General features: G+C 60.7%; 23 protein-coding genes and 1 pseudogene. 10 read left to right on the top strand and 14 right to left on the bottom strand.

Annotated elements, in window-relative coordinates; translation table 11 throughout:
- The first annotated feature begins 14 nt into the window (after nucleotides 1-14).
- Nucleotides 15-1070 carry an ABC transporter ATP-binding protein gene (locus KGA98_RS22720; RefSeq protein ID WP_057713479.1) on the top strand — a complete coding sequence of 352 codons (1056 nt, stop codon included), beginning with the start codon at nucleotides 15-17 and terminating at the stop codon, nucleotides 1068-1070.
- A gap of 126 nt (nucleotides 1071-1196) precedes the next feature.
- Here the strand turns inward: KGA98_RS22720 and KGA98_RS22715 are convergent, their stop codons facing one another.
- Nucleotides 1197-2126 (bottom strand): AraC family transcriptional regulator, encoded by a 930-nt coding sequence (locus KGA98_RS22715; protein WP_154860446.1) that lies wholly within the window; start codon nucleotides 2124-2126, stop codon nucleotides 1197-1199.
- Nucleotides 2127-2465: 339 nt separating this feature from the next.
- On the opposite strand from KGA98_RS22715, the gene KGA98_RS22710 reads away from it, so the two are divergent.
- Together KGA98_RS22710 and KGA98_RS22705 are read left to right on the top strand one after the other, a co-directional pair.
- Entirely contained in the window at nucleotides 2466-2819 is a 354-nt protein-coding gene (locus KGA98_RS22710) for a putative quinol monooxygenase (RefSeq protein WP_057713481.1), read from the top strand.
- A 41-nt stretch (nucleotides 2820-2860) separates the two neighbouring features.
- Nucleotides 2861-3091: a hypothetical protein gene (locus KGA98_RS22705; protein ID WP_150813329.1), complete on the top strand. Its 231-nt coding sequence runs from the start codon at nucleotides 2861-2863 to the stop codon at nucleotides 3089-3091.
- On the opposite strand, the gene KGA98_RS22700 is transcribed toward KGA98_RS22705, so the two are convergent.
- The 6 genes from KGA98_RS22700 to KGA98_RS22675 all read right to left on the bottom strand — a co-directional run bounded on the left by KGA98_RS22700 (nucleotide 3092) and on the right by KGA98_RS22675 (nucleotide 11017).
- Nucleotides 3092-3721 carry a flavin reductase family protein gene (locus KGA98_RS22700; protein ID WP_090457482.1) on the bottom strand — a complete coding sequence of 210 codons (630 nt, stop codon included), beginning with the start codon at nucleotides 3719-3721 and terminating at the stop codon, nucleotides 3092-3094.
- A gap of 194 nt (nucleotides 3722-3915) precedes the next feature.
- Nucleotides 3916-4107 (bottom strand): hypothetical protein, encoded by a 192-nt coding sequence (locus KGA98_RS22695; RefSeq protein WP_223503938.1) that lies wholly within the window; start codon nucleotides 4105-4107, stop codon nucleotides 3916-3918.
- Between the two features lie 458 nt (nucleotides 4108-4565).
- Nucleotides 4566-5885, bottom strand: coding sequence for an MFS transporter (locus KGA98_RS22690; RefSeq protein WP_223503936.1), 1320 nt, complete (start codon nucleotides 5883-5885; stop codon nucleotides 4566-4568).
- Nucleotides 5886-6199: 314 nt separating this feature from the next.
- Nucleotides 6200-7525, bottom strand: a complete 1326-nt coding sequence (locus tag KGA98_RS22685) for a sigma-54-dependent transcriptional regulator (protein WP_008052500.1) — start codon at nucleotides 7523-7525, stop codon at nucleotides 6200-6202.
- Nucleotides 7519-9285 (bottom strand): ATP-binding protein, encoded by a 1767-nt coding sequence (locus KGA98_RS22680; protein ID WP_223503934.1) that lies wholly within the window; start codon nucleotides 9283-9285, stop codon nucleotides 7519-7521. The genes KGA98_RS22685 and KGA98_RS22680 overlap by 7 nt, the downstream gene beginning before the upstream one ends.
- A gap of 208 nt (nucleotides 9286-9493) precedes the next feature.
- Nucleotides 9494-11017 carry a fumarate hydratase gene (locus KGA98_RS22675; RefSeq protein WP_057396275.1) on the bottom strand — a complete coding sequence of 508 codons (1524 nt, stop codon included), beginning with the start codon at nucleotides 11015-11017 and terminating at the stop codon, nucleotides 9494-9496.
- Between the two features lie 509 nt (nucleotides 11018-11526).
- Here KGA98_RS22675 and KGA98_RS22670 point away from each other — a divergent pair.
- The 3 genes from KGA98_RS22670 to KGA98_RS22660 are packed head-to-tail and all read left to right on the top strand — an operon-like array spanning nucleotide 11527 to nucleotide 14340.
- Complete coding sequence (locus KGA98_RS22670; RefSeq protein WP_154909448.1) at nucleotides 11527-12633, top strand: GGDEF domain-containing protein; 1107 nt, start codon at nucleotides 11527-11529, stop codon at nucleotides 12631-12633.
- Nucleotides 12626-13561, top strand: coding sequence for an iron-sulfur-binding ferredoxin reductase (locus KGA98_RS22665; protein WP_223503932.1), 936 nt, complete (start codon nucleotides 12626-12628; stop codon nucleotides 13559-13561). The genes KGA98_RS22670 and KGA98_RS22665 overlap by 8 nt, the downstream gene beginning before the upstream one ends.
- A 29-nt stretch (nucleotides 13562-13590) precedes the next feature.
- On the top strand, nucleotides 13591-14340 hold the full coding sequence (locus KGA98_RS22660; RefSeq protein ID WP_223503930.1) for an enoyl-CoA hydratase-related protein: 750 nt from the start codon (nucleotides 13591-13593) through the stop codon (nucleotides 14338-14340).
- A 189-nt stretch (nucleotides 14341-14529) separates the two neighbouring features.
- Here KGA98_RS22660 and pyk read toward each other — a convergent pair whose 3' ends face one another.
- Nucleotides 14530-15981, bottom strand: coding sequence for a pyruvate kinase (gene pyk, locus KGA98_RS22655; protein ID WP_007978464.1), 1452 nt, complete (start codon nucleotides 15979-15981; stop codon nucleotides 14530-14532).
- 208 nt (nucleotides 15982-16189) lie between these two features.
- On the opposite strand from pyk, the gene KGA98_RS22650 reads away from it, so the two are divergent.
- Nucleotides 16190-16573 carry a tetratricopeptide repeat protein gene (locus KGA98_RS22650; RefSeq protein ID WP_090457471.1) on the top strand — a complete coding sequence of 128 codons (384 nt, stop codon included), beginning with the start codon at nucleotides 16190-16192 and terminating at the stop codon, nucleotides 16571-16573.
- Nucleotides 16574-16808: 235 nt separating this feature from the next.
- Nucleotides 16809-17168 (top strand): PilZ domain-containing protein, encoded by a 360-nt coding sequence (locus tag KGA98_RS22645; protein ID WP_154860441.1) that lies wholly within the window; start codon nucleotides 16809-16811, stop codon nucleotides 17166-17168.
- A 37-nt stretch (nucleotides 17169-17205) separates the two neighbouring features.
- On the opposite strand, the gene KGA98_RS22640 is transcribed toward KGA98_RS22645, so the two are convergent.
- Both KGA98_RS22640 and KGA98_RS22635 read right to left on the bottom strand, forming a co-directional pair.
- A complete protein-coding gene (locus KGA98_RS22640) occupies nucleotides 17206-18534 on the bottom strand; it encodes a DUF58 domain-containing protein (RefSeq protein WP_223503928.1) in 1329 nt (442 codons plus the stop codon).
- Complete coding sequence (locus tag KGA98_RS22635; RefSeq protein WP_223503926.1) at nucleotides 18531-19532, bottom strand: AAA family ATPase; 1002 nt, start codon at nucleotides 19530-19532, stop codon at nucleotides 18531-18533. The genes KGA98_RS22640 and KGA98_RS22635 overlap by 4 nt, the downstream gene beginning before the upstream one ends.
- 237 nt (nucleotides 19533-19769) lie before the next feature.
- Between KGA98_RS22635 and KGA98_RS22630 the strand changes: the two genes are divergently transcribed.
- Together KGA98_RS22630 and KGA98_RS22625 are read left to right on the top strand one after the other, a co-directional pair.
- Nucleotides 19770-19970: a DUF6602 domain-containing protein gene (locus tag KGA98_RS22630; protein WP_317849012.1), complete on the top strand. Its 201-nt coding sequence runs from the start codon at nucleotides 19770-19772 to the stop codon at nucleotides 19968-19970.
- A 460-nt stretch (nucleotides 19971-20430) separates the two neighbouring features.
- A complete protein-coding gene (locus tag KGA98_RS22625; RefSeq protein WP_223503924.1) occupies nucleotides 20431-22941 on the top strand; it encodes a putative bifunctional diguanylate cyclase/phosphodiesterase in 2511 nt (836 codons plus the stop codon).
- Between the two features lie 172 nt (nucleotides 22942-23113).
- Here the strand turns inward: KGA98_RS22625 and KGA98_RS22620 are convergent, their stop codons facing one another.
- From KGA98_RS22620 to KGA98_RS22605, 4 genes and pseudogenes are all read right to left on the bottom strand, one after another.
- Nucleotides 23114-24241: a DUF4350 domain-containing protein gene (locus KGA98_RS22620; protein WP_223503977.1), complete on the bottom strand. Its 1128-nt coding sequence runs from the start codon at nucleotides 24239-24241 to the stop codon at nucleotides 23114-23116.
- 32 nt (nucleotides 24242-24273) lie between these two features.
- Nucleotides 24274-25818: a DUF4129 domain-containing protein gene (locus tag KGA98_RS22615; RefSeq protein WP_223503922.1), complete on the bottom strand. Its 1545-nt coding sequence runs from the start codon at nucleotides 25816-25818 to the stop codon at nucleotides 24274-24276.
- On the bottom strand, nucleotides 25805-26782 hold the full coding sequence (locus tag KGA98_RS22610) for a stage II sporulation protein M (protein ID WP_223503920.1): 978 nt from the start codon (nucleotides 26780-26782) through the stop codon (nucleotides 25805-25807). The genes KGA98_RS22615 and KGA98_RS22610 overlap by 14 nt, the downstream gene beginning before the upstream one ends.
- Nucleotides 26779-26985: pseudogene (locus KGA98_RS22605) on the bottom strand (RDD family protein); the annotation flags it as partial. The gene KGA98_RS22610 and the pseudogene KGA98_RS22605, both read right to left, overlap by 4 nt.

Raw genomic sequence — 26985 nt, 5'->3', positions numbered from 1 at the left:
TTGAGGTGATTCTTATGTCTGGTCTGATTCTGGAAAACGTCGAGAAACATTACGGCTCGGCCTGCGCGGTAAAGGATGTAAACCTGCATTTGCCCGAGGGCAAACTGGTGTGTTTCCTCGGTCCTTCGGGCTGTGGCAAAACCACCTTGCTGCGCATGATTGCCGGGCTGGAAACCCTGAGCGGTGGCGAGATTCGCCTGGACGGTGAGGACATCGGCCACACCCCGGCGCATCTGCGTAATTTCGGCATGGTGTTCCAGTCGCTGGCGCTGTTCCCGCACATGACGGTGGGGGAGAACATCGCCTATCCGCTGAAACTGCGTGGCGTCAGCAAGGCTGACCAGCAGGCGCGGGTGGTGGAATTGCTGGAACTGATCCAGCTGCAAGCGATGATCAATCGTCCGGTGGCCAAGCTGTCCGGCGGCCAACGCCAGCGCGTGGCGATTGCCCGGGCGATTGCCAATCACCCGAAAATCCTCCTGCTCGACGAACCTCTGTCAGCGCTGGATGCCAAGCTGCGCGAGTCGATGCAGGTGGAAATCCGCCAACTGCAACAACGCCTGAACATCACCACCATCATGGTGACCCACGACCAGCGCGAGGCCATGACCATGGCCGATATCGTGGTCGTGTTGGGTGAGCACAAGGTGCAGCAGGTGGGCACGCCGATCGAGATCTATCGTCACCCGGCCAACGAGTTCGTCGCGGACTTCATCGGCTCGGGCAACATCTTCCCGGCCACGGTGCTGGGTAACGGCAAGGTCAGTTTGCCGGGCGGCGATGCGCTGCAAGTACCGATCTGCAGCAGCATCGTGGTCGGTGAAAAGGTGAAGATGCTGATTCGCCCGGAAGACCTGCAACTGTCCGCACCCCAGGCGACCGCGGGCAACCGCTTGCTGGGCAAGGTGACGTTCGTGCGCGATATCGGCGCGACCATCGAGACCACGGTGGAGTGTTCCGGGGTGTCGTTTACCGCGCTGAGCACGCCATGTCAGGGCTTTGGCCTGAGCGTTGGTCATCCGGTGTCGGTGACCTTGCCGGTGGAGGCATGCCGGGTACTCGGAGCCTGATCCAGGATTTGTATTGCCTGAGCTGGACTCTTCGCGAGCAAGCCCGCTCCCACATTTGGAATGTATTCCACCTGTGGGAGCGGGCTTGCTCGCGAAGGGGTCAGCAGCCACACCAAAAACTCCGGATCAAACCGTCAACCGCAACCGCGCCAGATCCCGCAACGGCGGCGCACCGAACAACCGGCTGTACTCCCGGCTGAACTGCGACGGACTTTCATACCCGACCCGATACCCCGCCGCCGAAGCCTCCAGCCCTTCGGCGAGCATCAGCCGCCGTGCTTCCTGCAGGCGCAGCTGCTTCTGATACTGCAACGGACTCATCGCCGTCATCGCCTTGAAGCGGTGATGCAGCGTCGACACGCTCAGGTTCACTTCCTTGGCCAATTCATCAATGCGCAACGGCTGTTCGAAATTGCCGTTGAGCCATTTGATCGCCTGGCTGATGCGATGGCTCTGACTGTTGGCGATGGCGATTTCGTACAGCCGATGCCCCTGTTTACTGCGCAACAGGCGATAGAGGATCTCCCGGCGAATCAGCGGCGCGAGCATGGCGATGTCTTTTGGCGTGTCCAGTAACCGTGCCAGGCGCAGCACGGCGTCGAGCATCGCGGTGTCGAGTTTTTCGACATAGAGCCCGCGCCCGGTCGGCCGGGTGGGCACGCCGAGGGGGCCGGCGTCAGCGATCAGTGCGGTGATTTCCGTCGGGTCGATGTCCAGGCGCAAGGCCAGGATCGGTTCCTCAGGCGAGACATCCACCACTCGTCCACTGAGCGGCATCGAGACCGAGACCACCAGGTAGTTCAGCGGGTCGTAGTTGAAGTATTCGTTGGCCAGCTGAACTTCCTTGCGCCCCTGGGCCATGATGCACAGCGCCGGTTGCGCGAGCACCGGGGCGAACTCGTGGGACTGGCTGTGGCGGGACATGAACAGCGAGCCGATGGCCGTGGCATAACTGCCATCTTCGGCGGTGTTGCGGCGGATGATGGCCGCCAGTTCCGCGCGCTGCTTTTCCATGTCGGTGTCCAGCGGGGCTTGAAAGTGATCGAGCGACGACATGCGAGGCATCCTCGGCAAGGCATGAAGGGAGTGGTGCAGAGCATAAGTTTGTGCAAGCGACAGCGGTAGACACATCCTGCCGGATGCTTGCCTGATTCTGCCAGGGGGCGACCGGCGGTGTAGCCAATAGAGCCTTGTGCCGCAAGAACTTGCTTGAAACTCGTATGGCAGAACCGTGACAGGGTTTTACAGCTTGTTACAGGCTGGCGATGAAGTTTCGCAGGATTGTGCAACGCGCCGGCAGGAATCGACTAACGAGACAGGCGTCGCGGCCCTTAACCTTTGATCCTGTCGCAGCCCGTCCCCCGGCTGCCACGCGACTCCCCGGGAGGGTTGAACATGTCCACGCAGATCCCCGTCAGTCATATGGCCTTCGTTCGAGCGCGCGCCGGGCGCTCGGAGGAACTCGGTGTGCGCCTCAGCGCCCTGATCGAACCGTCCCGCGCAGCGCCAGGCTGCCTGAGCTTTGCCTTGCAGCATTCGCAATGCGATCCGGAGCTGTGGCTGGTGTCCGGTTTCTGGAGCAATCAACAGGCCATGACCGCGTACTTCAGCACGCCGGCGATGGAGATTTTTGCCGAGCTGGTGCAGGAGCTGGTGGTCAACAGTCTGGATTTCCACACCTTCAAGGATGTCTCGGCGGCGCAGGCCCTGGGGCAGTCCGCAGTGGCGGTACACAAACTGGCCGGTTGAGGGTTTAATGACGGCATTCTCAACCAGCCAGGATTCGCGACATGGCACGTAAAGCCTTTGAACACTTCGAAGCTGTTTCCGCTGTAGTACCGGGCGAGGGTGGTTACCACGCCGCTATCGCCGTCAAAGCGCTGGGTGGTTCCGGCGCCCCGCGTTTTCACAAAGTGCTGGAAGGGCAGATCTTCAAGACCGCCCATGACGCCGACCTGGCAGCAGCCAAAGAGCTGACCCACCTCAAGGACGTCAAAGAAGACGCCGACCTGCTCTGGTGATCACTTCACCGCCCCCGGGCGGTACATCTTGAACAACGCCTCAGGCCCCAGCTGGAAATAATCCGCCGGCCCGCCGCCGCGCAGAATCGGTTCTGCCGCGGCGGTGTCGTATACCCCGTCCTTCAACAGCCATTTGGCGATATGCACGGCGACCACTTCGCCGAGGATCAGCCAGCTCGGCACCACGTTGCCGTCCGCCCGTTGCAACTGAATGATCTGCGTGACCTTGCACTCGAAGGACACCGGGCTCTCTGCCACCCGTGGCACCTGAATGACCTTCGAGGCAGCGGTCGTCAGCCCGGCCAGTTCGAATTCGTTGACCTCAGGCCCGACCATGGCGCAGCTCTGGTTCATCTGCTCGGCCAGCGGCCGCGTGGCCAGGTTCCAGGCGAACTCGCCGGTCTGTTCGATGTTGTTCAGGCTGTCTTTGCGCCCGACGCTGGAAAACCCAATGATCGGCGGAATGTAGTTGAAGGCATTGAAGAAACTGTAGGGCGCCAGGTTCAGGTGGCCCTCGGCATCCTGTGAAGAGATCCAGCCAATGGGGCGCGGGCCGACGATAGCGTTGAACGGATCGTGGGGCAGGCCGTGGCCGTTGGCGGGTTCGTAGAAGTGGATGTCGTCAGGCATTGGAGATAATTTCCGGAGCGGGCTGGAGGCGCTCATGGTGCAAGCACGCGCCGCAGATTTCCAGCCCGACCTCACCCCCTGTAGGAGCGAGTTTGCTCGCGATGGTCGTTAACGATTACGCGTGTTCCCTGGCTGAACGCGGCGTGCTTGAGTCCATCGCGAGCAAGCTCGCTCCTACAGTTTTTGAAGCCGGATCAGCCGATAGCTTCAGCGCTACCGGTTTTATCGAAGCCGTCAGAAGCATAGGTGCCCGAGTGGCTGCGTTCGATGGCGGCGCTGGCGCCGGAGCCGTAAGAGGCCGAGCCGGTTTTGTCGTAGCCATCGGCGGCGAACGTGTTGGCGGCCAGTACGGAAAGGGCCAGGGCAAGGATCAGTTTGGTCTTCATGGTAGTGACTCCCGTCTCGTTGGCGTTTAGTGGAAAAAGCCAAGACGCCAGATATATCGATTAAATTTCGCAATTAAATCCTGCTACTTATCGATTAATTGGATGTTAAGGCCGTCAGGCTTTTTCGCTTTCAAGGACTGAGTGAGCGCATCGCAATGAATCGATCAGGCCGTTAAAGGTTGGGCGGCGAGCATTAACGCGTGATTAATCGGCTCTTTTACCTGGGTGACGGATTTTTCATGAAGCCCTTGTCCATTTTTCAGTGTGGCATCGCCAATCCTGGCACCTGTCGAGCCTGGATTTGGCTGTCATGACTATGCTGACTTGATACCGAGTCGGCTCCATTCGCGAGCAAGCCCGCTCCCACATTTAACCGGGTTGTTCCAGAAGGAACGCGGTCGAATGTGGGAGCGGGCTTGCTCGCGAAGAGGCCGGTACAGCCAGCTTCGATCTATCTGTCAGTCAGTGACGATCCGCGAATGCTTGCGGGTGTCTTTCATGGTGATGTACACCAGCAACGACACGGCAATACACGCGGTGACGTACCAGTAGTAACCCGTCTCCATGCCGATGCTCTTGAACCACAGCGCGATGTATTCGGCGGTGCCGCCGAAGATCGATACGGTCAGTGCATACGGCAGGCCCACGCCCAGGGCGCGGATTTCGGTCGGGAACAGTTCGGCTTTCACCACGGCGTTGATCGAGGTGTAGCCGCTGACGATGATCAGCGCCGCCATGATCAGGAAGAACGCGCCCCACCAGGTCGTAATGGTGTGCAGGGTGGTCAGGATCGGTACGGTGAACAGCGTGCCCAGGATACCGAAGGCAATCAGGATCGGCCGACGACCGATTTTATCCGACAGCCCGCCGATGATCGGTTGCAGGCACATGAACAGGAACAACGTGGCAGCGGAAATGGTGGTGGAGTCGGAAATGCTCATGCCGACGGTATTCACCAGGTATTTCTGCATGTAGGTGGTGTAGGTGTAGAACGCCAGCGTACCGCCCATGGTCAGGCCGACCACGGTCATCAGTTCCTTGGGGTGGCGCATCAAGGTGCGCATCGCGCTTTCCTTGGCCTTTTCTTTCTTGGTGAAGGACTCGGTTTCTTCCATGCCACGACGCAGGTACAGCGCAACCACGGCACACAGCGCGCCGATGGCGAACGGGATGCGCCAGCCCCAGGCGTAGAGCTCCTCGGTGGTCAGGAAGTTCTGCAGGACAATCAGCACCGCCAAAGCGATGAGCTGGCCGGAGATCAGGGTCACGTACTGGAAGCTGGAGTAGAAGCCGCGACGCTCCTTGGTCGCCATCTCGCTGAGGTAAGTGGCGGAGGTGCCGTATTCGCCACCCACCGACAGGCCTTGCAGCAAGCGCGCGAACACCAGCAGGATCGGCGCACCGATGCCGATGACTTCATAACCCGGGCTCAGGGCGATCAGCAGCGAGCCGAAGCACATCAGGTACACCGAGGCCATCAGGGCCTTTTTGCGCCCGACCTTGTCGGCATACAGACCCATCAGCCAGCCACCGATCGGACGCATCAGGAAGCCCACGGCGAAGATCGCGGCGGTGTTGAGCAGTTGGGCGGTGGTGTCGCCTTTGGGGAAGAAGGTCTTGGCGAAGTACAGGGAGAAGGCGGCGTAGACGTACCAGTCGTACCACTCGACCATGTTGCCAACGGAGCCGCTGAAGATCGACTTGATGCGGCTGGAAGTGGTTCTTTCTTTGACCGGCGCAGCAGCCGACCCAAGCGGCAGGGAGTTGGAGTTATCCATTGAAGGATCCTTCATTTAATTGTTTTTGTGGAGCGCGATGAAACGCAGCCTGCCAGGGCTATAGCAGGAGCTGTGCCAACGGGGAGAGGGCCGGTTTAGAGGGGGTGGAGTGTTTCGGTGAGCGGAAATCCGCTTATCTTTGGTTGGTGGTGAGCGGAAAGTTGCTTATTCCGGCTCCTGGGTTTGTGTCGCCTGTACCGGCCTCTTCGCGAGCAAGCCCGCTCCCACAATTGATCTGAGACGTACACAAATCTTGTGTTCACTGGAGATCCACTGTGGGAGCGGGCTTGCTCGCGAAGAGGCCAGTTCAGGCGCTACAAAAACATCTCCCGGCTCAACCCATGCCGCTGCATCTTTTCATTGAAGGTCCGGCGCGGCAGTTGCAGTTCTTCAAGCACCGCTTTCACATCGCCCTTGTGCCGGGTCAATGCCGCACGCAGGCATTGCGCTTCGAACGCTTCCTGCTGAGCCGCCAGTGACTGGCCGGGCTCGATGCCCAAGGGCTCCGGTTCACCGAGCCCCAATACCTGACGCTCGGCGACATTCGCCAATTCGCGCACGTTGCCTGGCCAGTCGTGGCTCAGCAAGTGACTCAACTGGGCGCCGCTCAACGGTGGAAATTTGCGTCCCAGGCGTTCGGCGGCGTTTTGGGCAAAGGATTCGAACAGCAGGGGTATGTCTTCACGGCGTTCGCGCAAGGGCGGCAGGCGTAGCTCAGCAACGTTCAAGCGATAGGCCAGGTCTTCGCGAAAGCGTCCGGCCCGCGCTTCGTCGAGCAGGTCCGGCTTGGTCGCGGCAATGATGCGTAAATCCACGCGGATACTCTGGTTTGAGCCCAGCCGTTCAAGTTTTTGCTCCTGCAACACCCGCAGCAGTTTCACTTGCTGGGCCAACGGCATGCTTTCGATTTCATCGAGAAACAGTGTGCCGCCGTCGGCGTACTCGAGCTTGCCGATGCGCTTGCCGGACGCCCCGGTGAACGCGCCGCTTTCGTGACCGAACAGCTCGGCCTCGAACAATTGCTCAGGGATGGCCGCGCAGTTGAGTGCGACAAAGGGCTTGTCGGCCCGCGGCCCGAAGTCGTGCAGGCAACGCGCGACCAGTTCCTTGCCGCTACCGGTTTCGCCGCGAATCAGCACGTTGACCGGCAGTGCTGCCAGGTCCAAAACTTGCCGACGCAGGGTCTGCAGACCCCGGGACACGCCGAGCAGCGTGGCATCCAGTTTGGCGCGGTTGTCCGCCTGTTCGTGCAGCGCGCGGTTTTCCAGCACCAGCCGGCGTTTGTCGAGGGCGCGGCGCAGGCTGCCGAGCAGGGTTTCCGGGCTGAAGGGTTTTTCGAGGAAGTCGTAGGCACCGTCGCGCATGGCTTCGACGGCCATCGGTACATCGCCGTGACCGGTCAGCAGGATCACCGGCAAATCGGCATCCCGGCGCTGCACCTCGGCCAGCAGTTCGAGGCCGGTCATGCCGGGCATGCGCACATCGCTGAGAATCACCCCGGCAAAATGCCTGGGCAATTGCGCCAGGCATTCATCGGCGCGACTGAACAACTGCACCTCGAAACCCGACAGGCTCAACCATTGCTCGACGGCACTGCGGATGCTGCTTTCGTCGTCGACCACGATCACTGAGTTCAGCATGGTTCATGCACCTCCAGGTCGATGGGCAAGGTCATGGTAAACACGGCACCTTTGTCATGATTGTCGGCACTCAAGCGCCCGCCGGATTCGTGAACGATGGCAAACGATACGGCCAAACCGATCCCCAGGCCATCGCCCACCGGTTTGGTGGTGAAGAACGGATCGAAGACCTTGGACAGGTTCTCTTCGGCGATACCGCCGCCGTTGTCGATCACACTCAGGCGCCATAGTTGTTCGTCGGCTTCGAGGCGGATTTCCAGGCGTTTGCAGGGCTTGTCCTGCATTGCATCGAGGGCATTGCGCAGCAGATTGATCAGCACCTGTTCCAGGCGAATCGCATCGCCACGCACCCAGGCCGGGCGGGTCAGATGCAGCACGGTGCTGACCTGTTCGTCGCGCAGTCGGGTGTCGAGCAGTTGCAGCGACTGATCCACCACCGCCGCCAGGTCCAGGCGTTCGCGCAAACCGCTGGGGCTCTTGCGGGCGAAGGTTTTCAGGTGGCCGGTGAGGGCGGCCATGCGCGTGAGCATTTCATCCACCGGCTTGAGCGCTTTGTAGGCGTCGTCGACCCGGCCGTGGTCGAGCAGCAGGCGCAAGGTCGCCAGCTGCATGCGCTGGGCGGTAAGTGGCTGGTTGATCTCGTGGGCCAGGGCGGCGGACATCTGCCCCAGCGCCGCGAGTTTGGCAGACTGCACCAGGCCTTCCTGGGCGGTGCGCAGGTCGCGGGTACGCTCTTCTACAAGCTGTTCGAGTTCTTCGCGACTGCGCTGACGCAGTTTGGCCAGGCGCCAGCGCTGGTTGAGAAACAGCAGCAGGAACACCAGGGTCAGCCATAGCCCGGCCGCGGCGAGGGCAGCATTGCGGCTGTCTTCGAAGGCGACTTGTGGGCGCCGCAGCAGGTGCAGGGTCCAGCCCTCGGTATTCAGCGGCAGGGATTCCCACAGGTAATCCGCCTTGCCGTCGGGGCCGTCGACCCGAGTCAGGTCACTGTTATCGTCGAAGCGCCGCAACGATTGAAACTCAAGCGGCGTCAGCGGCTGCTTGTCGTACTGGCGGGTGGTCTTGAGTTCGGCGTGATCGCTGTCGCTCAGCGGCTTGAGCAGGCGATAGCGCCAGCCCGGCTGGTTGGCGATGAAGATTATTCCACGTGCGTCGCTGACCAGCAGTGTGTCGCTGCCCTGGCGCCACTCGCGTTCCAGTTCGGGGAATTCCAGTTTCACCACCATGGCGCCGAGGAACTGGCCATCGTCATCGCTGACCGCGCTGGAGAGGAAGTAGCCGGGAATTCCGCTGGTCACCCCCACGGCGTAAAAGCGCCCGGTGCCCTGGGTGCGGGTCTGGTTGAAATAGGGACGGAAACCGTAGTTGTGGCCGACATAACTGCTGGGCAAACGCCAGTTGCTCGCCGCCACGGCGAGGCCGGTGTGATCGAGCAGTTCCAGGGTCGATGATTGGGCGGCGCCGTTGATTTTTTCCAGTTTACGGTTCAATGCGTCCTGCTGTTCGGAACTGACCTTGCCCTTGAGCGCCGAGCGCAGCTCCGGGTCCAGCGCCAATACCGCGGGCAGGGCGCGGTAACGTTCGATCAGGGTATGCAGGGACGTGGCATACAGCGCCAGTTGCTGATTGGCGCGAGCCGCGTCTTCGACCATTGACTGGCGCACGGTGTGGCGCATGGCCAGAGTGGCCGCGATGGCAGCACCGGCAATGATCAATACGGTATAGAGCGCCAGGCGCAGGGATCGAGATGACTCAAACATGCAGGGCTTACACAAGGAATACGGAGGGGGCGCACGATAACATGAGCGACTTGGCCCTTGTAGGAGCGAGCCTGCTCGCGATGGAAGTCAACGATAACGCGGGGCACCAGACAGCCTGTGTCGTCCATGTGTCCTTCAGGGGTATGGCTTGGCAATAAAAAAGGCGACAGGGATAACCCTGTCGCCTTTTCTGGAGCAGTCCAAGCGCTTATTGCACTTCTACCGCCAGGCTTTCACTGATCTTTTTCTGCCAGATGGCAGGACCGGTGATGTGTACCGACTCACCTTTGCTGTCGACGGCAACAGTCACAGGCATGTCTTTCACGTCGAACTCGTAGATCGCTTCCATGCCCAGTTCGGCGAAAGCCACCACGCGGGATTTCTTGATCGCTTGCGCTACAAGGTAAGCCGCGCCGCCGACTGCCATCAGGTAGACGGCCTTGTGGTCCTTGATCGCGTCGATTGCGGTCGGGCCGCGCTCGGATTTGCCGATCATGCCCAGCAGGCCGGTTTGCTCGAGGATCTGACGGGTGAACTTGTCCATCCGCGTGGCGGTGGTAGGACCGGCCGGGCCAACCACTTCGTCACCGACCGGATCGACCGGGCCGACGTAGTAGATGAAGCGACCCTTGAGGTCCACCGGCAGGGTTTCTCCCTTGTTCAGCATCTCGACCATGCGCTTGTGCGCAGCGTCGCGGCCGGTGAGCATCTTGCCGTTGAGCAGAACGGTTTCGCCCGGCTTCCAGCTCTGCACTTCTTCCGGGGTCAGGGTGTCGAGGTTGACGCGACGGGCCGACGGGCCGGCTTCCCAGACGATTTCCGGGTAGGCGTCCAGCGGTGGCGCTTCCAGCGAAGCAGGGCCGGAACCGTCGAGCACGAAGTGTGCGTGACGGGTGGCGGCGCAGTTCGGGATCATGCACACCGGCAGCGAAGCGGCGTGAGTCGGGTAGTCCATGATCTTCACGTCGAGCACGGTGGTCAGGCCACCCAGGCCCTGGGCGCCGATGCCCAGCTGGTTGACCTTCTCGAACAGCTCCAGGCGCATTTCTTCAATGCGGTTCTGTGGGCCACGGGCCTTCAGTTCGTGGATGTCGATGGATTCCATCAACACTTCCTTGGCCATGACGGCAGCTTTCTCGGCGGTGCCGCCGATGCCGATGCCGAGCATGCCCGGTGGGCACCAGCCGGCGCCCATTTCCGGAACTGTCTTGAGCACCCAGTCGACGATCGAGTCGGACGGGTTGAGCATGGCCATCTTCGACTTGTTCTCGGAACCGCCGCCCTTGGCTGCCACGTCCACTTCCACGGTGTTACCCGGAACGATGGAGTAGTGGATGACCGCCGGGGTGTTGTCCTTGGTGTTCTTGCGAGCGCCCGCCGGGTCGGCGAGGATCGAAGCGCGCAGGACGTTTTCCGGCAGGTTGTAGGCGCGACGTACGCCTTCGTTGATCATGTCGTCCAGGCCCATGGTGGCGCCATCCCAGCGCACGTCCATGCCGACACGCACGAACACGGTGACGATACCGGTGTCCTGGCAGATCGGGCGGTGGCCGGTGGCGCACATGCGCGAGTTGATCAGGATCTGTGCCATCGAGTCGCGGGCCGCTGGCGATTCTTCGCGCAGGTAGGCCTCGTGCATCGCCTGGATGAAATCCACGGGGTGGTAGTAGGAAATGAACTGCAGGGCGTCGGCAACGCTCTGAATCAGGTCGTCTTGCTTGATCACGGTCATGAGTCGCGCTCCTCTAAAAGACGGGAACATTCAATAAGGTGCTTGCAGCTTGGGTGCATCGGTCGGTTGCAAGCACCTTTCAAGGCACGCCGGGCAAGCTGGCGCGACGCTAAAAAGGCGCGGCAGTATACCGCGCCTCGCGGACAGGCACACGCGCCGGCAGTCAATCGTTGGTCGCATAGAAGCAGCTGCAAGCGGCAAGTTTGAAGCTGCAAGAGGCGTACGTGGCTTTTGTGGCGAAGGGGCTTGCCCCCGTTCGGTTGCGAAGCAGCCGCATAACCGGTGAAAACAATCCGCCTGACACAACGACCTGTCTGTTACCGGGACTGCTCCGCAGTCCAACGGGGCGATGCGGCGGTCCGACAAGCCCCCTCGCCACAGGGTCGCGCAAGGCCCGGACCGTCGATCCCGAAAATTGAATGGTCATTTATCGGCCACGCCACTAAAGTGACATACGGTCTGTAGAGTAGGACGCTCTGTCAGTCTCCTTTCATTTGGTGAATCAACGATTGACCCAAAACGCCATCCAGCGCCTGTTGCTCAAACGTTTCGCCCTCGCGGCCGGCACCTATGCCCTGGCATTGCTGTTGCTGTGGCTGGCGTTTTTTACCGGTCACTACAACGCGCCGCTTTCCAGTGTCGCCATCGGCAGCGCACTGGTAGTGATCAGTCAGGCCATCCTGTTCGCGGTGTTCTACAGCGGCTGCAATCTGCGCTTCACCGACCCCAGCCTGACCGAGGCACAAGTGTTGCTGGGGCTGGGTTGGCAAACCTGGCTGATTGCCCATCTGGACGAAGCCCGGGGCGCGTTTCTGGTGTTTTACGTGCTGATCCTGCTGTTCGGCCTGTTCCATCTGTCTCGCCGGTCTTTAGTACGATGCGCGCTGCTGGTGTTTTTGAGTTTCAGTGCGATCACGCTGTGGGAGGGCTACCACTTCCAGCTGCCTGACCCGGCCATGGCGGTGTTGCAGGTCTGTGTGCTGTTCATCGTGCTGGTGTGGCTGGTGCTGTATGCCCGCTATGTCCAGGCCTCGCGACAACGCATGCGCCAGCGGCGTTTTGCCTTGCAGGCGCACCAGGACACGTTGCGCGGGATGATGCGCCAGCTCGAAGACCTGGTGGCCACCGACGAGCTCACGGGCCTGTTCAATCGTCGGCATTTCCTGCGCCTGGCGTCACGCGAGCTGAACGCCATGGACGCCGGTGTCGTGCATGGCCTGGCGCTGATCGACCTCGACCATTTCAAACGCATCAACGACCTGCACGGTCATGCCGCCGGCGATCAGGTGCTGCAAGCCTTTGCCGGCGTTGCCAGCGCGTGCCTGCGTGACGGTGACGTACTGGCTCGCTACGGTGGCGAAGAGTTCGTGGTGCTGCTGCCCGATTGCGATGCCGACAGTCTGACTTCGTGCTGCGAACGGCTGCGCATCGCGTTCACCGATGTCGAGCTGATTGGTCTGAATGTACGCAACCTCAGCCTGTCCGCCGGCATGACCCTGCTGGAACTGGGTGACGACCTCGATGATGCGTTGCAGCAGGCCGATCAGGCGCTCTATCGCGCCAAGCGTGACGGCCGCAACCGATGCGCGGCAGCGTGGGAGAACGTCGATGCCTGAGCTGCGGGTCGGCGAGCGCCATTGGTCGGTGGCGGCGGGCAGCAATCTGCTCGATGCACTGAATCAGAACGGCGTGCCAGTGCCTTACAGTTGCCGCGCCGGCAGTTGCCATGCGTGCCTGGTGCAGTGTGTGCGGGGCCTGCCGAACGACAGCCGCCCCGATGCCTTGAGTGCACAGCAGCGTGAACAAGGCTGGCGGTTGGCGTGCCAGTGCCAGGTGGTCGAGGACTTGCAGGTGCACGCCTTCGACCCGCAAACCGATGGTCATCCGGCCGAGGTCGCGGCGGTCGATTGGCTGAGTACCACGGTGCTGCGCTTGCGGGTAATCCCCCAGCGACCGTTGCGTTATAGCGCCGGGCAGCACCTGGTATTGTGGGCGGGCAGCGTGGCGCGGCCGTATTCCCTCGCCAGCCTGCCGCAGGAAGACCGTTTTCTGGAGTTTCATCTCGATTGCCGCACGCCCGGGGAATTCAGCGATGCCGCCAGGCAAATGCGCATCGGCGATCCGATCCGTCTCGGTGAACTGCGCGGCGGTGCCTTGCATTATGACCCTGACTGGCACGCCCGGCCGTTGTGGTTGATGGCGGCTGGCACCGGATTGGGGCCATTGTTTGGTGTCTTGCGCGAAGCATTGCGCCAGGATCACCAAGGCACCATCCGCGTCATCCACCTGGCCCATGATACCGATGAGCACTACCTGGCCAAACCCCTGCAAGCCATGGCAACCAGCCGTCCGAACCTGAGTGTCGAACTGTGGACCCCGGCCGAGTTGCCAGCGGCTTTGGCGCAACTGCGGCTTGTTTCCCGGCAAACCCTGGCCTTACTCTGCGGAGGCCCCGACAGTGTCGACGCCTTTGCCCTGCGCCTGTACCTGGCGGGATTGCCGCGCAATCAACTGCTGGCCGATGTGTTCCTGCCCCGTGGTTGAGCGCTGACTTTTCAGACGCGAGACCTGCCATGACCGATGCCATCCAAGTTGAACGCGAACGCGGCCTGTTGACCCTGCGCCTGAATCGCCCGGACAAGAAAAACGCCTTGACCCGCGCCATGTACAGCCACTTGGCCGAGGCGCTGAAACAGGCCGACAGCGACCCGAATGTCAACGCCGTGTTGATCACCGGCTCTGCCGAATGCTTCACCGCCGGCAACGACATCGCCGATTTCATCCAGCAACCGCCGAACAGCCTCGACAGCCCGGTGTTCCACTTCATGCTCAACTTGCTCGAATGCCGCAAACCGGTGGTCGCCGCCGTGGCCGGAGCGGCGGTGGGCATTGGTACGACCATGTTGCTGCATTGCGACCTGGTGTACGTCAGCCGCGACGCCCGCCTGCGCATGCCGTTCGTCAACCTTGGTCTTTGCCCGGAGTTCGGTTCCAGCCTGATCCTGCCGCGTCTGCTCGGGCAGGCCAAGGCGGCGGAGTTGTTGCTGCTCGGTGAAGGTTTCAATGGGGAGCAGGCTGCGGCGTGGGGCATTGCGTCCGAAGCGCTGGGCAGTGGCGAAGAAGCCTTGGCCAAGGCGCGGGAGATGGCGCTGCGATTCGAGTCTCTGCCGCCGGAAGCGGTGCGCATCAGCAAGCAATTGATGAAAGCGCCGGACCGGGAGCTGTTGCGCAAGGTGATTGAAGAGGAGGGGGCGTTGTTTACCCAGCGGCTGCGTTCGCCGGAGGCGTTAGCGGCGTTGATGGGGTTCATCAAGCGGCATTGAATCTTTCGCTGACTGGGCCGGCCCCATCGCGAGCAAGCTCGCTCCCACAGTAGATTTGTGTACACCAAACCATTGTGGGAGCGAGCTTGCTCGCGATGAGGCCGGCCTGGACAACACAACTATCGGATCAGAATGCAAAAAGCCCCGCCATTCACATGGCGGGGCTTTCGTTTTTCAGCAACCGGTCACTCAGACCATCGGATCGCCAACATGCAGGATCTTCATGCCGTTGGTGCCACCGGTAGTGTGGTAGCTGTCGCCTTTGGTCAGGATGACCCAGTCGCCTTTCTGTACCACGCCGCGCTTGACCAGCTCGTCGATAGCCTTCTGGCTGACTTCGTTCGGCGCCAGCGAGGCCGGGTCGAACGGGATGGTGTACACGCCACGGAACATCGCCGCGCGAGCCTGGGCTTCGCGGTGTGGGGTGAACGCGTAGATCGGCACCGAGGAGCGGATGCGCGACATGATCAGCGGGGTGTAGCCACTTTCGGTCAAGGCGATGATCGCCTTCACGCCCGGGAAGTGGTTGGCGGTGTACATGGTCGCCAGCGCGATGCTTTCGTCGCAGCGCTGGAATTCCTTGCCGATGCGGTGGCTGGAGGTCTTGCTGGTCGGGTGCTTTTCGGCACCGACGCAGATACGCGCCATGGCCTGAACGGCTTCCAGCGGGTACAGGCCAGCGGCGCTTTCGGCCGAGAGCATCACGGCATCGGTGTAGTCGAGCACGGCGTTGGCTACGTCGGACACTTCGGCGCGGGTCGGCATCGGGTTCTGGATCATCGACTCCATCATTTGGGTCGCCACGATCACTGCCTTGTTGTGGCGGCGTGCGTGCAGAATGATTTTCTTCTGGATGCCCACCAGCTCGGCATCGCCGATTTCCACACCCAGGTCACCACGGGCAACCATCACTGCGTCGGACGCCTTGATCAGGCCGTCGAGGGTTTCGTCGTCGGCCACGGCTTCGGCGCGTTCGATCTTCGCCACCAGCCAGGCAGTGCCGCCGGCCTCGTCGCGCAGTTGACGGGCGTACTCCATGTCGGCAGCGTCACGCGGGAAGGATACCGCGAGGTAGTCGACTTCCATTTCCGCGGCAAGCTTGATGTCGGCCTTGTCTTTTTCAGTCAGGGCCGGAGCGGTCAGGCCGCCACCGCGACGGTTGATGCCTTTGTGGTCGGACAGCGGGCCGCCGATGGTCACGGTGCAGTTCAGCTCGGTGGCGGTGGCGGTATCGACGCGCATCACCACGCGACCGTCGTCGAGCAGCAGCTCGTCGCCCACACCGCAGTCCTTGACCAGGTCCGGGTAGTCGATGCCGACCACTTGCTGGTTGCCTTCGGTCAGAGGATGGCTGGTGGAGAAGGTGAATTGATCACCGATCTTCAGCTCGATCTTCTTGTTGGCGAATTTGGCGATACGGATTTTCGGGCCTTGCAGGTCACCCAGCAGGGCGACGAAGCGGCCGTGCTTGGCAGCGAGGTCACGCACCAGCTTCGCGCGAGCCTTGTGCTCGTCGGGGGTGCCGTGGGAGAAGTTCAGGCGGGCGACGTCCAGGCCAGCCAGAATCAGCTGTTCGAGAACTTCCGGCGAGTTACTGGCCGGGCCAAGGGTGGCGACGATTTTGGTACGACGGACGGACATGCAAAGACTCCTGAGTTCAAGCGCTGAGTGAGGCTACTATGCTCCGAAGGTGTAGTCATTGTTCGTATGCACTACTTTTCGTGAAGAGCTTGGTTTTTTCGAAGAACCTGGTTATTGCCTTCTTTATAGAACCGCGCAACTTTGCATCAGGCAGCCTGAAGATTTCCGACCATGGGTCGATACAGCGTTCATGACAGGAGATTTTCCCATGCGTTGCGTACTCATTGCCGCCCTTGCCATCAGCGCCCTCAGCGTCACGGGCTGCACCCGTTGGTCGATGAACCATCATTTGAACAATGCCTACAAAGCCTATGACCGGGGCAATTGCGAGCAAGTCATGCTTGAACTGTCCAAGGTCGAGCGCGAAAGCCGGGCGCGACCTTATGTGTGGCCGGAAGCATCGATGATGCGCGGCCTTTGCCTGGAACGGCAGAAGATGTTTGTCGATGCGGCGCAGACGTATCAGTTCATCATCGCCTCGTACCCACAGAGCGAATACGCCTACCGCGCCCGAGCCCGTCTGGAAACCCTGCAAAGCCTGGGTCACTACCCGTTGCGCAGTGCCGCCGCGGCAAAATCCACGCAGTTCTGACGGCCGCAACCCTCTGATCGCTGGCTCCCCGGCGGTGGTGAGCTATAGTCCAGGGAACCGGTTTTAGAGCGTTGTCTTTGATGAACCGGGGCAACACCTGTGACCGGCACAAGCAAGACTCTGCGCTACAAGGACTGGCGCACCGGAAGCGGGGAGAGCGGGCAAAGACTTATGCATACCCGTTCCGAAGCAGTAGTGCGGCTCTGCTTAAGAGCCTTGCATAGCGAATTTGCACATGTTCACTGACCGCCGAATCGAGCGGCATCAACTGCCGTACTTCCTGAAAGTGTTCAACGGCATCACCGGCAAACCCATCGGCTACCTGGGCAATGTCTCCGAAGACGGGCTGATGTTGATCAGCCAGCTGCCGATGATGATCGGCGCGGACTTCAACCTGCGCCTGAAAATTCCCGCCAGCGAAGGTGGTCTGCGAATCATCGACCTGCAGGCCTGTTGCCTGTGGTGCCACGAAGACGCGACCCCCCAACATTACGACGCCGGGTTCAGCCTGCAACGGGCACCGCCGGAGTATGGGCAACTGGTAGAGGCGTTGAAGCAGTATTTCAGTTTTCTGCCGCTGCCGGCTTCGGCGTGAGATCAGTGGGAACCTGGCTGTGAGTGATTGCCCAGGCTCAGAGTCCGGTTCTCTTCCAGCCCAGGTACCGAGTCACCAACTCTGCCCCCAACTCACCGGGCCGCGCATCCATCACCAATACGCCATGAGCGTTCAAGCGCTCATGGAGTTCGGCGCGTGCATTCAGGTAGTCCACGGTCCCGCAATAGGCCAATGCTTCGGGCAAAGTCTGCACCGGTGACTGACGCAGGGTGTCGAGCACGTCTTCGCGCAGGCTCGCGACCAACACCTGATGCTGCCGGCTCAGGCGGTGGACGGCCGGAAGCAATTCATCGTCGTCCTCTTCGCGCAGGTTGGTCACCAGCACCACCAGTGCCCGGCGTTTTTGCCGTGCCAGCAGTTGCGTGGCTGCGGCTTGATAGTCGGCGCTGCGCTGGCTGCTGTTCAAGTCATAGACGGTGTTGAGCAGGGTGTTGAGATGGCTGGTGCCTTTTACCGGCGCGAGGTAGCGTGGCTGTTCGCTGGCAAAAGTACTCAGGCCCACGGCGTCGCCCTGACGTAGAGCGACGTAGCTGAGCAACAAACAGGCGTTGAGGGCGTGATCGAAGTGCGACAGCTCATCATCCTGGCTGCGCATGTGCCGGCCGCAGTCGAGCATGAAAATGATTTGCTGATCGCGTTCGTCCTGATATTCCCGGGCAATCGGCGTGCGCTGGCGCGCGGTGGCTTTCCAGTCGATCTGGCGCAGGCTGTCGCCCTCGCGAAATTCGCGCAATTGATGGAACTCCAGGCCCAGGCCCCGCCGTTGTTTCTGGCGGACGCCAAGCTGGCTGAGCCAGTTGTCCACCGCCAGTAATTGCCCTTCATAGAGACGGGCGAAGTCGGGGTAGACGCGGGTGGCGTCGGGCAGGTCGAGCAAGCGTCTTTGCGACCAGAGGCCCAAGGGGCTTGGCAGGTTGATTTCGCAGTGTTCGAAGCTGAAGTGGCCGCGCTTGAGCGGGCGCAGGCGATAACCGGCCTGGCTGTGCTGGCCGGGTTGCAGTTCGACCGTCAGCGGCAGGTTTTCGAAGCTCAGGCCCGGTGGCACATGGTCAAAGACTTGTACCTTCAGCGGTTGCGCAAAGTCGTGTTCGACCGTCAGTTGCACCTCGCTCCATCGACCCAGCGCCAGGCTGCCGGGTAACTGGCGTTTCAGGTGGGGCGACGGCAGGCGCTTCACGCGCACCGCATCCAGCAGTGCCAGGGCCAGCAGCGCCAGGAGCAACCCCCAGTTGATCGCCATGAGATTCGTCGGAACCGAGACCTCCAATGCCCGCAAAGTGCCCGACACAATGGTGCAGGCCAGCAGGATCAACAGCCAGACGAGCACCAGGCGCGAGGGTTTCACAGGCGCGGCGCCGGCACTTGGTCGAGCAACTGCTGGAGTACCTGATCGACATCCAGACCCTCGATATCCAGCTCCGGCGCGATGCGCACACGATGGCGCAGCACGGCCAGGGCGCAGCCTTTGATGTCATCCGGAATCACGAACTCACCGCCGCGCAGCAGCGCCCGGGCCCGGGCACATCGCACCAGCGCGATGGATGCGCGTGGGCCGGCGCCGAGGATCAAACCAGGCCAGTTGCGGGTGGAACGGGCCAGGCGCACGGCGTAATCGAGCACCTGGTCGTCCAGTGCCAGGTCGCTGGCGATGCGTTGCAGGGCCAGTACATCCCTGGCCTGCAATAACGTGCGCATCGGTTGGACATCAAGCATGTCGGCACGGGTCGAGCGGCTGACCTGACGCACCATGTCCAGCTCCTGCTCGGCGTCGGGGTAATCCATGCGGACCTTGAGCATGAAGCGGTCCAGTTCAGCCTCCGGCAAGGGGTAAGTGCCTTCCTGTTCGATCGGGTTCTGCGTGGCAAGCACCATGAACGGTTGCGCAATCGGCAATGGACGGCCTTCGAGGGTGACTTGCCGTTCCTGCATGGCTTCGAGCAGCGCCGCCTGGGTTTTCGCCGGGGCGCGGTTGATTTCGTCGGCCAACAACAGGTTGGTGAACAGTGGGCCTTTGCGCAGTTTGAATTGCTCGGTCTGCAAGTCATATACGGCATGCCCGGTGACATCGCTGGGCATCAGGTCCGGGGTGAACTGGATGCGTGCGAACTCGCCGCCGAAGCAGCGGGCGAGGGCGCGCACCAGCAGGGTCTTGCCCAATCCCGGCACGCCTTCGAGCAGCACGTGGCCGCCGGCGATCAGTGCCGTCAGGACGTCGTCGATCACGCTGTCCTGGCCAATCACCGCTTTTTGCAGTTCTTTGCGTACGGCCTGGGCCAGTTGGCCGGCACGCTGACGCTGTTGAGCGGCATGGCTCGGTGCGTCGGGCTCGATCGGTTGACTCACGACTTCCGGAGCCTTGTTAACAGTTGTATTTGTTTTATCTTCCATAAGTCAGTCACTTATCTAATCTAACTTTTTTCACGTATTTTTTTACGCGTGGAACGAGTGAGTGACTGCCAATCTGCCTCATTGCAAACCCATGGCAACCCTTCATTTGAGCGTTCGTCAGAGGTGGAGGTTAGTCTATGACGGTCAACTGCCGACATTACCTGCCTTGCTTGGGAGAATTTGGTTCGATGAGTGAATCAAACGCTGCTGTCAGGTCTGCACGATAAGGTGCAGCAAAGCCTTGCCGTGTCGCGGCAGTCATTCGGCCATCCCGGAACCAAGGGTGATGCGAGCGAAAAAGCATGGCTGGAGCTGCTTGAAACGTATCTGCCGCACCGGTATCAGGCGGCAACGGCGCATGTCGTAGATAGCTGGGACGGGTTCAGCCAGTGACAATTTCACAGCAGAGCAAGCCTGCAACACTCCTTCTGCTTACACAGAATTCAGTTGTGTTGCATCGACCGGTTGAATCCACAGCCGAAAGCTGCCGACCATCAAGGGCTGCTACCGACCTGGAGCAGTCGGCGAACAGAATAATGGCAAATTAGTGGCTATGCTTGGTCTGCTGTCGAAACTGATCAGGCAGTCCGGCAGGCGGCGCGGAAATGACCCGCAACGTGCCCTGTGTCACTCGACTATCCTGCATGAAGCATCCAGTTCAGGGGCGCAAATCCGCAACGACACTCGGGAGCTTCGCTCACGAAAACCAGCGTGAATCCGGAACAGAGAAAAAATTTGGCTAATGCTACGTGCGGTGTGTTCTCAGGTTCAGGTGTCGGCACAAAAGGTTAACTGGTTTCCGAATACCGCTTCTATTGGTCAATTTAGAAGGATTATGTTTGGAGATTGTGAAATGGATTCTTTCAGGGACAAAAGCGCCGCAAAGCAAGCCATACCCACCAGTTCAAATAAGCCGCGCTCGACCAAATGGCACCGCATGTACTTTTTTCTTGCGGGATTCGACGTGCTGGTTGTTGTGCTGAGCGTGCTATTGAACCACCTGATCGTCGATACCTATCACCGCTCCATCAAGGCAAACCAGTCGTGGGTCCAACAGCTGTCGAGCTATTCAACGCTGGGCAGCCTGGCTTCCACAGTCAATGCGCCGGGCAATAATGTGTTCGATACACATAATGTTGAAGCCGAATCGCGGAACATGAATGAAGCCTTGCGCGCCTTCAACGAGCATTTGGCAATGGCCAAAAAACAGTTGGAAGTACGGATCGCCAATGAGGCTGAACACAGTGCAGATATACAGGCCTTTACCCTTGCATTGAAGGATGAGGTGGGTGCAGTTGATGCCGCGATGGTCGAAATGGTGAACGAGGCCTTGCTGATCTTTTCCTACTTCAGGGAGGGGCAGTCGGATAATGCCGGCAAACGCATGGCAACGATGGACAGGAAGTTTGCCCTGTTGCTCGCCTCACTCAGTACCGTGCGGGATCGCGTTGGCCTGATTCAGAGCAAGCTCCTGGAGGAGGAGCTTGAGTCGGTCGAAGAACTGCGCCGGGTCGAATACGCGATCATGGTGTTCGTGCTACTGATGGTCAGTGCGGCCGTTATCTACGGGGGCAAGATCAGGCGCGAAATGGAGTCGCAAGCAGCCGAAAGGGAAGGTTATCTGGCAGTGCTGCGCGAAAGCGAGAAGCAGGCCCGCCAGCAAGCATCGCTGCTGGACAAGGCCCAGGACGCCATTGTCGTTCACGGGATGGATAACCGCATCCTGTACTGGAACAAAAGTGCCGAGCGTCTCTACGGTCTGTCAAAGGAAGAGGCACTCGGCAAATCGGCACAGGAGTTGATCTACCAGGGTAGCGCCGCTTTCAATGCGGCCACTGACAGCCTGATAGAAACGGGTGACTGGGCGGACGAAGTTACACTTCGACGCCGGGATGGCTGCACCATCACGCTCGAAAGTCATCGAACCCTGGTGCGAGACGATGATGGCCAGCCGCAATCCGTTCTGTCGATCAATACTGACATCACCCACCGTAAGACCGCTGAGCAAGAGGTCCAGCGTTTGGCCTTCTACGATCAGTTGACCGGGCTGGCCAACAGGCGGCTCATGTTGGACCGGTTACAGCATCTGCTGGCGGGCAGCGCCCGTAGCCTGCATACGAACGGGATAATTCTCATTGACCTGGATAACTTCAAGGCACTGAACGACACGCTGGGGCATGACAGAGGCGACATGTTGCTGCAGCAAGTTGCTCTGCGCCTTTGCGGCTGCATACGCGAGAGCGACACCGTGGCTCGCCTGGGCGGAGACGAATTCGTCGTCCTGCTGGATGGCCTTAATGAGAATCCTCCAGAAGCAGCTATCCAGGCCAAGGCAATTGGCGAAAAGATTCTCAACTCTCTGAACATTTCCTACCAATTGGATGGATATGAGCACCACAGCACCCCCAGCCTCGGCATTGCACTGTTCCAGGGGCAACTGAGCACAGCGGACGATATTCTGAAGCGCGCTGACCTGGCGATGTATCGCGCCAAGGCGGCGGGCCGCAATACCATGCGCTTCTTCGATCCGGAAATGCAGGCGGTTGCCACGGCACGCGCCAGACTGGAAGTAGACTTGCGCCAAGGCTTGCAGGACAACGAATTCCTTCTTCATTACCAGCCGCAGGTGAATAGTGAGGGCCGTATCATTGGCGCAGAGGCACTGATGAGATGGCGGAATCCTGAGCGCGGAGTCGTGTTTCCAGGCGAGTTCATTCCATTGGCAGAGGAAACGGGGTTGATTCTGCCGTTAGGCCGTTGGGCGCTGCAGGCAGCCTGCACTCAGCTGGTTGCCTGGGCAAAGCGTTCGGAAACCGCCCGACTGGGTATGGCTGTGAATGTCAGCGCCCGCCAGTTTCACCATCCGGACTTCGTCGAGGAGGTACTGCAAGTACTGAGATACACGGGGGCCGATCCGAAGAAATTGAAACTGGAACTGACCGAAGGCCTGCTGATAGAGGATATGGAAGGTACTGTCGCCAAAATGATCGAGTTGAAAGAGATCGGCATAGGCCTTTCGCTGGATGATTTCGGAACCGGCTACTCGTCACTGTCATACCTGAAGAGCCTTCCGCTGGATCAACTCAAGATCGATCAGTCCTTCATCAGAGATGTGCTGGTTGATCCCAACGACGCCGCCATCGCCTGCGCGATTGTGAGCCTGAGCCAGATATTGGGGCTTTCGGTGATTGCAGAAGGTGTGGAGACAGAAGCTCAGCGCATCTTTCTGGTCAAGCATGGCTGCCAGACCTACCAGGGCTTCCTGTTTTCCCCGCCACTGCCAGCCGAACAATTTGAGGAGTATGTTCACGAAAGATTAATGGCGAGCACTGATTTCCCACGGACCAAGACTAAATCGCCATAACTTCGTAGGTGCCTGGGGACGTCCGCTTTCGGCTATGGATTCAACCCAATGCGGACGATGAGAGGTCGACTCAAATGTGGCTCGCACCCGCAACTGCCGGAGGTAGCCTCGAACAGCTCGTAAGGGGCTGTCTTCTAATCCAATGGGAATCCAACACTTGTCAGGTGCCAGATCATAAGGCGTTCCTCAAGGTTTGCAGGTGGGCGACCTGGCGGCTGAATTCAACGCTGGAAAGCCGTTGTTTCGGCCGCGGGCTCATGGCCTGGCTGATGGCGCGTGTGGGTTGGCCGGTCAGGCGCGCGAGCACCAGCCATTGTTCGGCAACACCGAGCTGTTCAAAACCGGGGTGACGACGCCGTACACGCCGCAGGATGTCTTGCTGCAAGGCTTGCAGCAGGCCGGCCTGACCGTTGCGGCGCAACAGGAAGTCGGCACTGGCGCGCAGGTGCTCCTGCAATTGCCGGCGTGCTTTCGGAGCCGCTTCCAGCAGCGGTCCCTGGCGCACGCCAAAGTGCCAGAAACCCAGGCCGATCAAGGCGAACAACGCGACCAGCGCCTGGGGGAAGTAACGCAGCAGCAACGTCAGCAGGCTGTCGTGATCGGTGTTGAAGATCAGCGTCACGCGGGTGTCGGCGGTCAGGTACCAGAGCAGCCAGGCGTTGTCGTACCGGTCGATGGCCGGGGTTTTCCACAGGTCGGCATCGGTGACCACGATGATCGAACCGAGCCCGTGGTCGAGTTGCATCATGTGCGTGGCCCTGGCGCTGTTGGCCCAGGCCAGGGCGAGGTCTTTCGGGTCTTCGAGATGGAACGCGGTATCGAAACCGACATAGGCCGGGGCGTCTTCCTCTTCCAGATAGAGCTTGGTCAGTTGCGGGTACGGATCGTCACCGACATCCGGCGGTGGGTCCTTGAGGTCTTTGCTCAAGGACTGGTGCAGTTGCGCCCGGTCGAGCAGCAGGTCATTGCTATGGCCGAGTTTTTCATCCCACAGCGACTCGGCGACGAACAGAAGCCGCCCGCCGGCCCGGGTCCAGTTCATCACCTGGTCGATCTGCCGTGGGGTCATGTTGTAGCGTTCCCCGAGTAACAGCAGGCTGTGTTGATGCGGGTCGAGGCTGGGCAGGATATCGAGGCCGTTGGCGTGGCCGACCTTCAGGCCTTGCTTGCGCAGGAACAACTCGGCCGCCAGAAAAGGGTTGGCATTGGCTTCGGGGGAGGGGCCGTGATCGATTTCGGTCTGGTAGGGAGTCGCCTTGAGGTACAGATAAACACTCAACGCAGCCAGCAACACGGCCATCAACGCACCGGCTATCGAACCTCGGCGCCGACTCAACGGACAGCCTCCGGACCGAACAGAACACGCCAGCCGTTACACAGTTCCTGTTGCACTTGAGCGGGCGGCAGGCGATGCCCGTAGGCCATGTTTTGCCAGTGCCCGGTCAGGTTTTGGCTGTAGGCCAGCAAGGCCGGCTGCTGCAGTAGCTCGACACGCCGAAGCACCTGGCCTTCGGTGTCGGCGGCCTTGAGCGCGATATTGAAGTCGTGCAGCAGGCGGCTGAGCAGGGCGCGATAGAGCAAGCCAAGCGCTTCGCGTGGGTGGGCTTGCCAGAGGCTTTCGGCGTGGGCGGCGATGTCGGCGGGCAGGGATTCGGGCTTGAGGTCCAGGCCGAACGCCTGCTGCGGTAACGGTCGCGTGGCTTTGACATTGAGGGGCGGTCGTCGGCTGACGAACGCCTGCAGCCAGTCGCGATAGCGCCAGATCAACAGGCCGACGGCGCCAATGACGATGCCCCACAGTACGATTTCGATCAGTGTCGCCAATGCCCCGAAGCGTTGCCCCTCGAGCAGCTTCAACAGCGCCTTCAACCATTGTGGTGTCTTGCCTTCGTCCAAAGCTTCAGCATTCGGTTGCTCTTCGCCAAAGCGGTAGCGCGTGACCGATTCCCGGTTCTTGAAGGGCGCCTGTTCGAGGATCGCCTTGATGCTGTCCCTGGAGGCCTGACTGGTCAGGGGCTGGCCCAGCAGGCGCGGGCTGTCGGGTGAGAGGGCCGGTTCTGTGGCCCATGCGTTGTGGGTGGTTGGCATCAGCATAATCACGGCCATCAACAGGACAGCGCCTGCACTGACCAGGCGTTGGCGCATCCGGCGAAACACCAGTTCGATATCCCAGGCCTCCAGCACGGTGCGCCGGTTCAGGTACAGACTGAAACCGCAGGCGACATAGATCGGTTCCCAGGCCACCAGCACCAGTGCATAAAAGGCATTAGTCAGGTGTTCCAGCCAACGCCAGTCCTGGGTGGCCGCCGAGATCAGCGACTGCCAGCTCCAGTCGAGCGCGACCTGTTGTGGCAGCAGCAGATAGAACAACACCATCAAGCCGACCCACAATGCGCCTTCCAGGTGCGCGCCGATGATCGTCAGCCAGCGTGCGGCGCCGGCGTCTCGCTGCAACAGCACCTGTAGGCGTTGTTGCCGTTGCTGCCCGCCCAGTCCTTCGAGTTGCACCACCGGCATCACGAAACTGCGGGGCAAACTCAGGCGTCGCCAGGTCAGGCTGGCCAGCAATTGCGGCTTGAGCAGACGTGGCCATTGGCGCAGGGCCTGTTTGAGCGTGGGCGTTTCACCGAACATGGCTTTGGACAGGATGTATAGGGGAAGGCGTTCGAACGCCGGCTTCAGCCACCAGAAAATGAACACGGCGAGATCGGGCGAATCCCAGAGCCCCCAACTGAGCAGCGCGAAAACCGGCAAGGTGACCAAGGCCCAACTGGTCATCAACAGGCGTCGGTGGCGTTGGCTCAGCAGCACCCCCAGGTCCATGGCTTCCCAGGTCGAGCGCGGGCGAATCACCACCGTGGCGTCACTCAGGCGCATGGCGCTGACGTCCGGCAAACACGAGATATACCACCACCGACAGCCAGAGCGCCGCGCCGACCAGATATTTGGTCTGGTGCGAAGGGCCGGTCATTGACGACCAATAGGCTTCGATAAACGCAGCGATCAACAGAAACAGCATGACCCCGCAGATCAGCAGCACGCTCTTGCGCGCAGCCAATCGCAAGGCCTCGGCCCGTGGCAGGCGCCCCGGGGCGACCAAGGCCCAGCCCAGCTTCAGACCGGCGGCACCGGCCAGGGCGATGGCGCTGAGTTCGAAAGCGCCATGGCCGATCACGAATGACCAAAAGGTTTGTCCGTAGCCGACGTAGGTCAGGTGCCCGGCCACCGCACCGATCATCAGGCCGTTGAAAATCAGGAAAAACACGCTGCCCAGACCGAACAGCAATCCACTGGCGAAGGTCTGAAAGGCAATGCCGATGTTGTGCATGATGTAGTAGCCGAACATCGCCCAGTCCTCACTGGCGGCTCGTTCCGCCGTGCGCCCGAGGTGACCGGCAACGGGGTCGTACATGTTTTGCATCTCGCTGACCTGCTCGGCGGGGATCAGGTTGTAGACCAGCGCCGGGTACAGGTACACCAGCAGCGCGAAACCGGCCAGGCTGCCAAAAAACATCAGGCTGGCGGCGAGGACAAAACGCCACTGTTCGCGCACCAGTCGCGGAAAGTCGGCCAGGATGAACGCCAGCACATTGGCCCCCAAATGGCTGCGATGACGGTAAAGCTGTTGGTGTCCGCGCAGCACCTGTTGCTGCAAGGAGTCGATCAGAAAACTGCTGTAGCCACGCTCCCGTGCCAGTGCCAGGTGTTGGCAGAGGCGTCGGTAGTCCTTCGGGAAACTGCCGGCTTCGGTAGCCTTGCCGTCCCGTTCCAACTGCTCGAGCAGATGGGTGAAATGGTCCCATTCGGCCTTGTGCCGGCTTTCAAAAAGGCTTTGCTTCATGTCGGCCCCAACAAGTCGCGGGCGATGCCGTTGAGCTCGGTCAATGCCTGCGGGGGTTGGACTTGCAAGGGGTGGGCGAGAATCGAAGCCAGTTCATTGACCCGCGCTTCGGAGAGTTCACCCTGGCGCTCGGCAAACCCGAGGATGGCCCGTTGCTCGGTGAGTGTCAGGACAAAGGCCGGGCGGCGGGGCCGGGCTTCGGG

This window comes from Pseudomonas sp. BF-R-24 (assembly GCF_019947335.1).
In the GTDB taxonomy this organism is placed as follows: domain Bacteria; phylum Pseudomonadota; class Gammaproteobacteria; order Pseudomonadales; family Pseudomonadaceae; genus Aquipseudomonas; species Aquipseudomonas jessenii.
The sequence above is the reverse complement of the archived record's forward strand: the minus strand, read 5'-3'. Positions and strand labels throughout refer to the sequence as shown.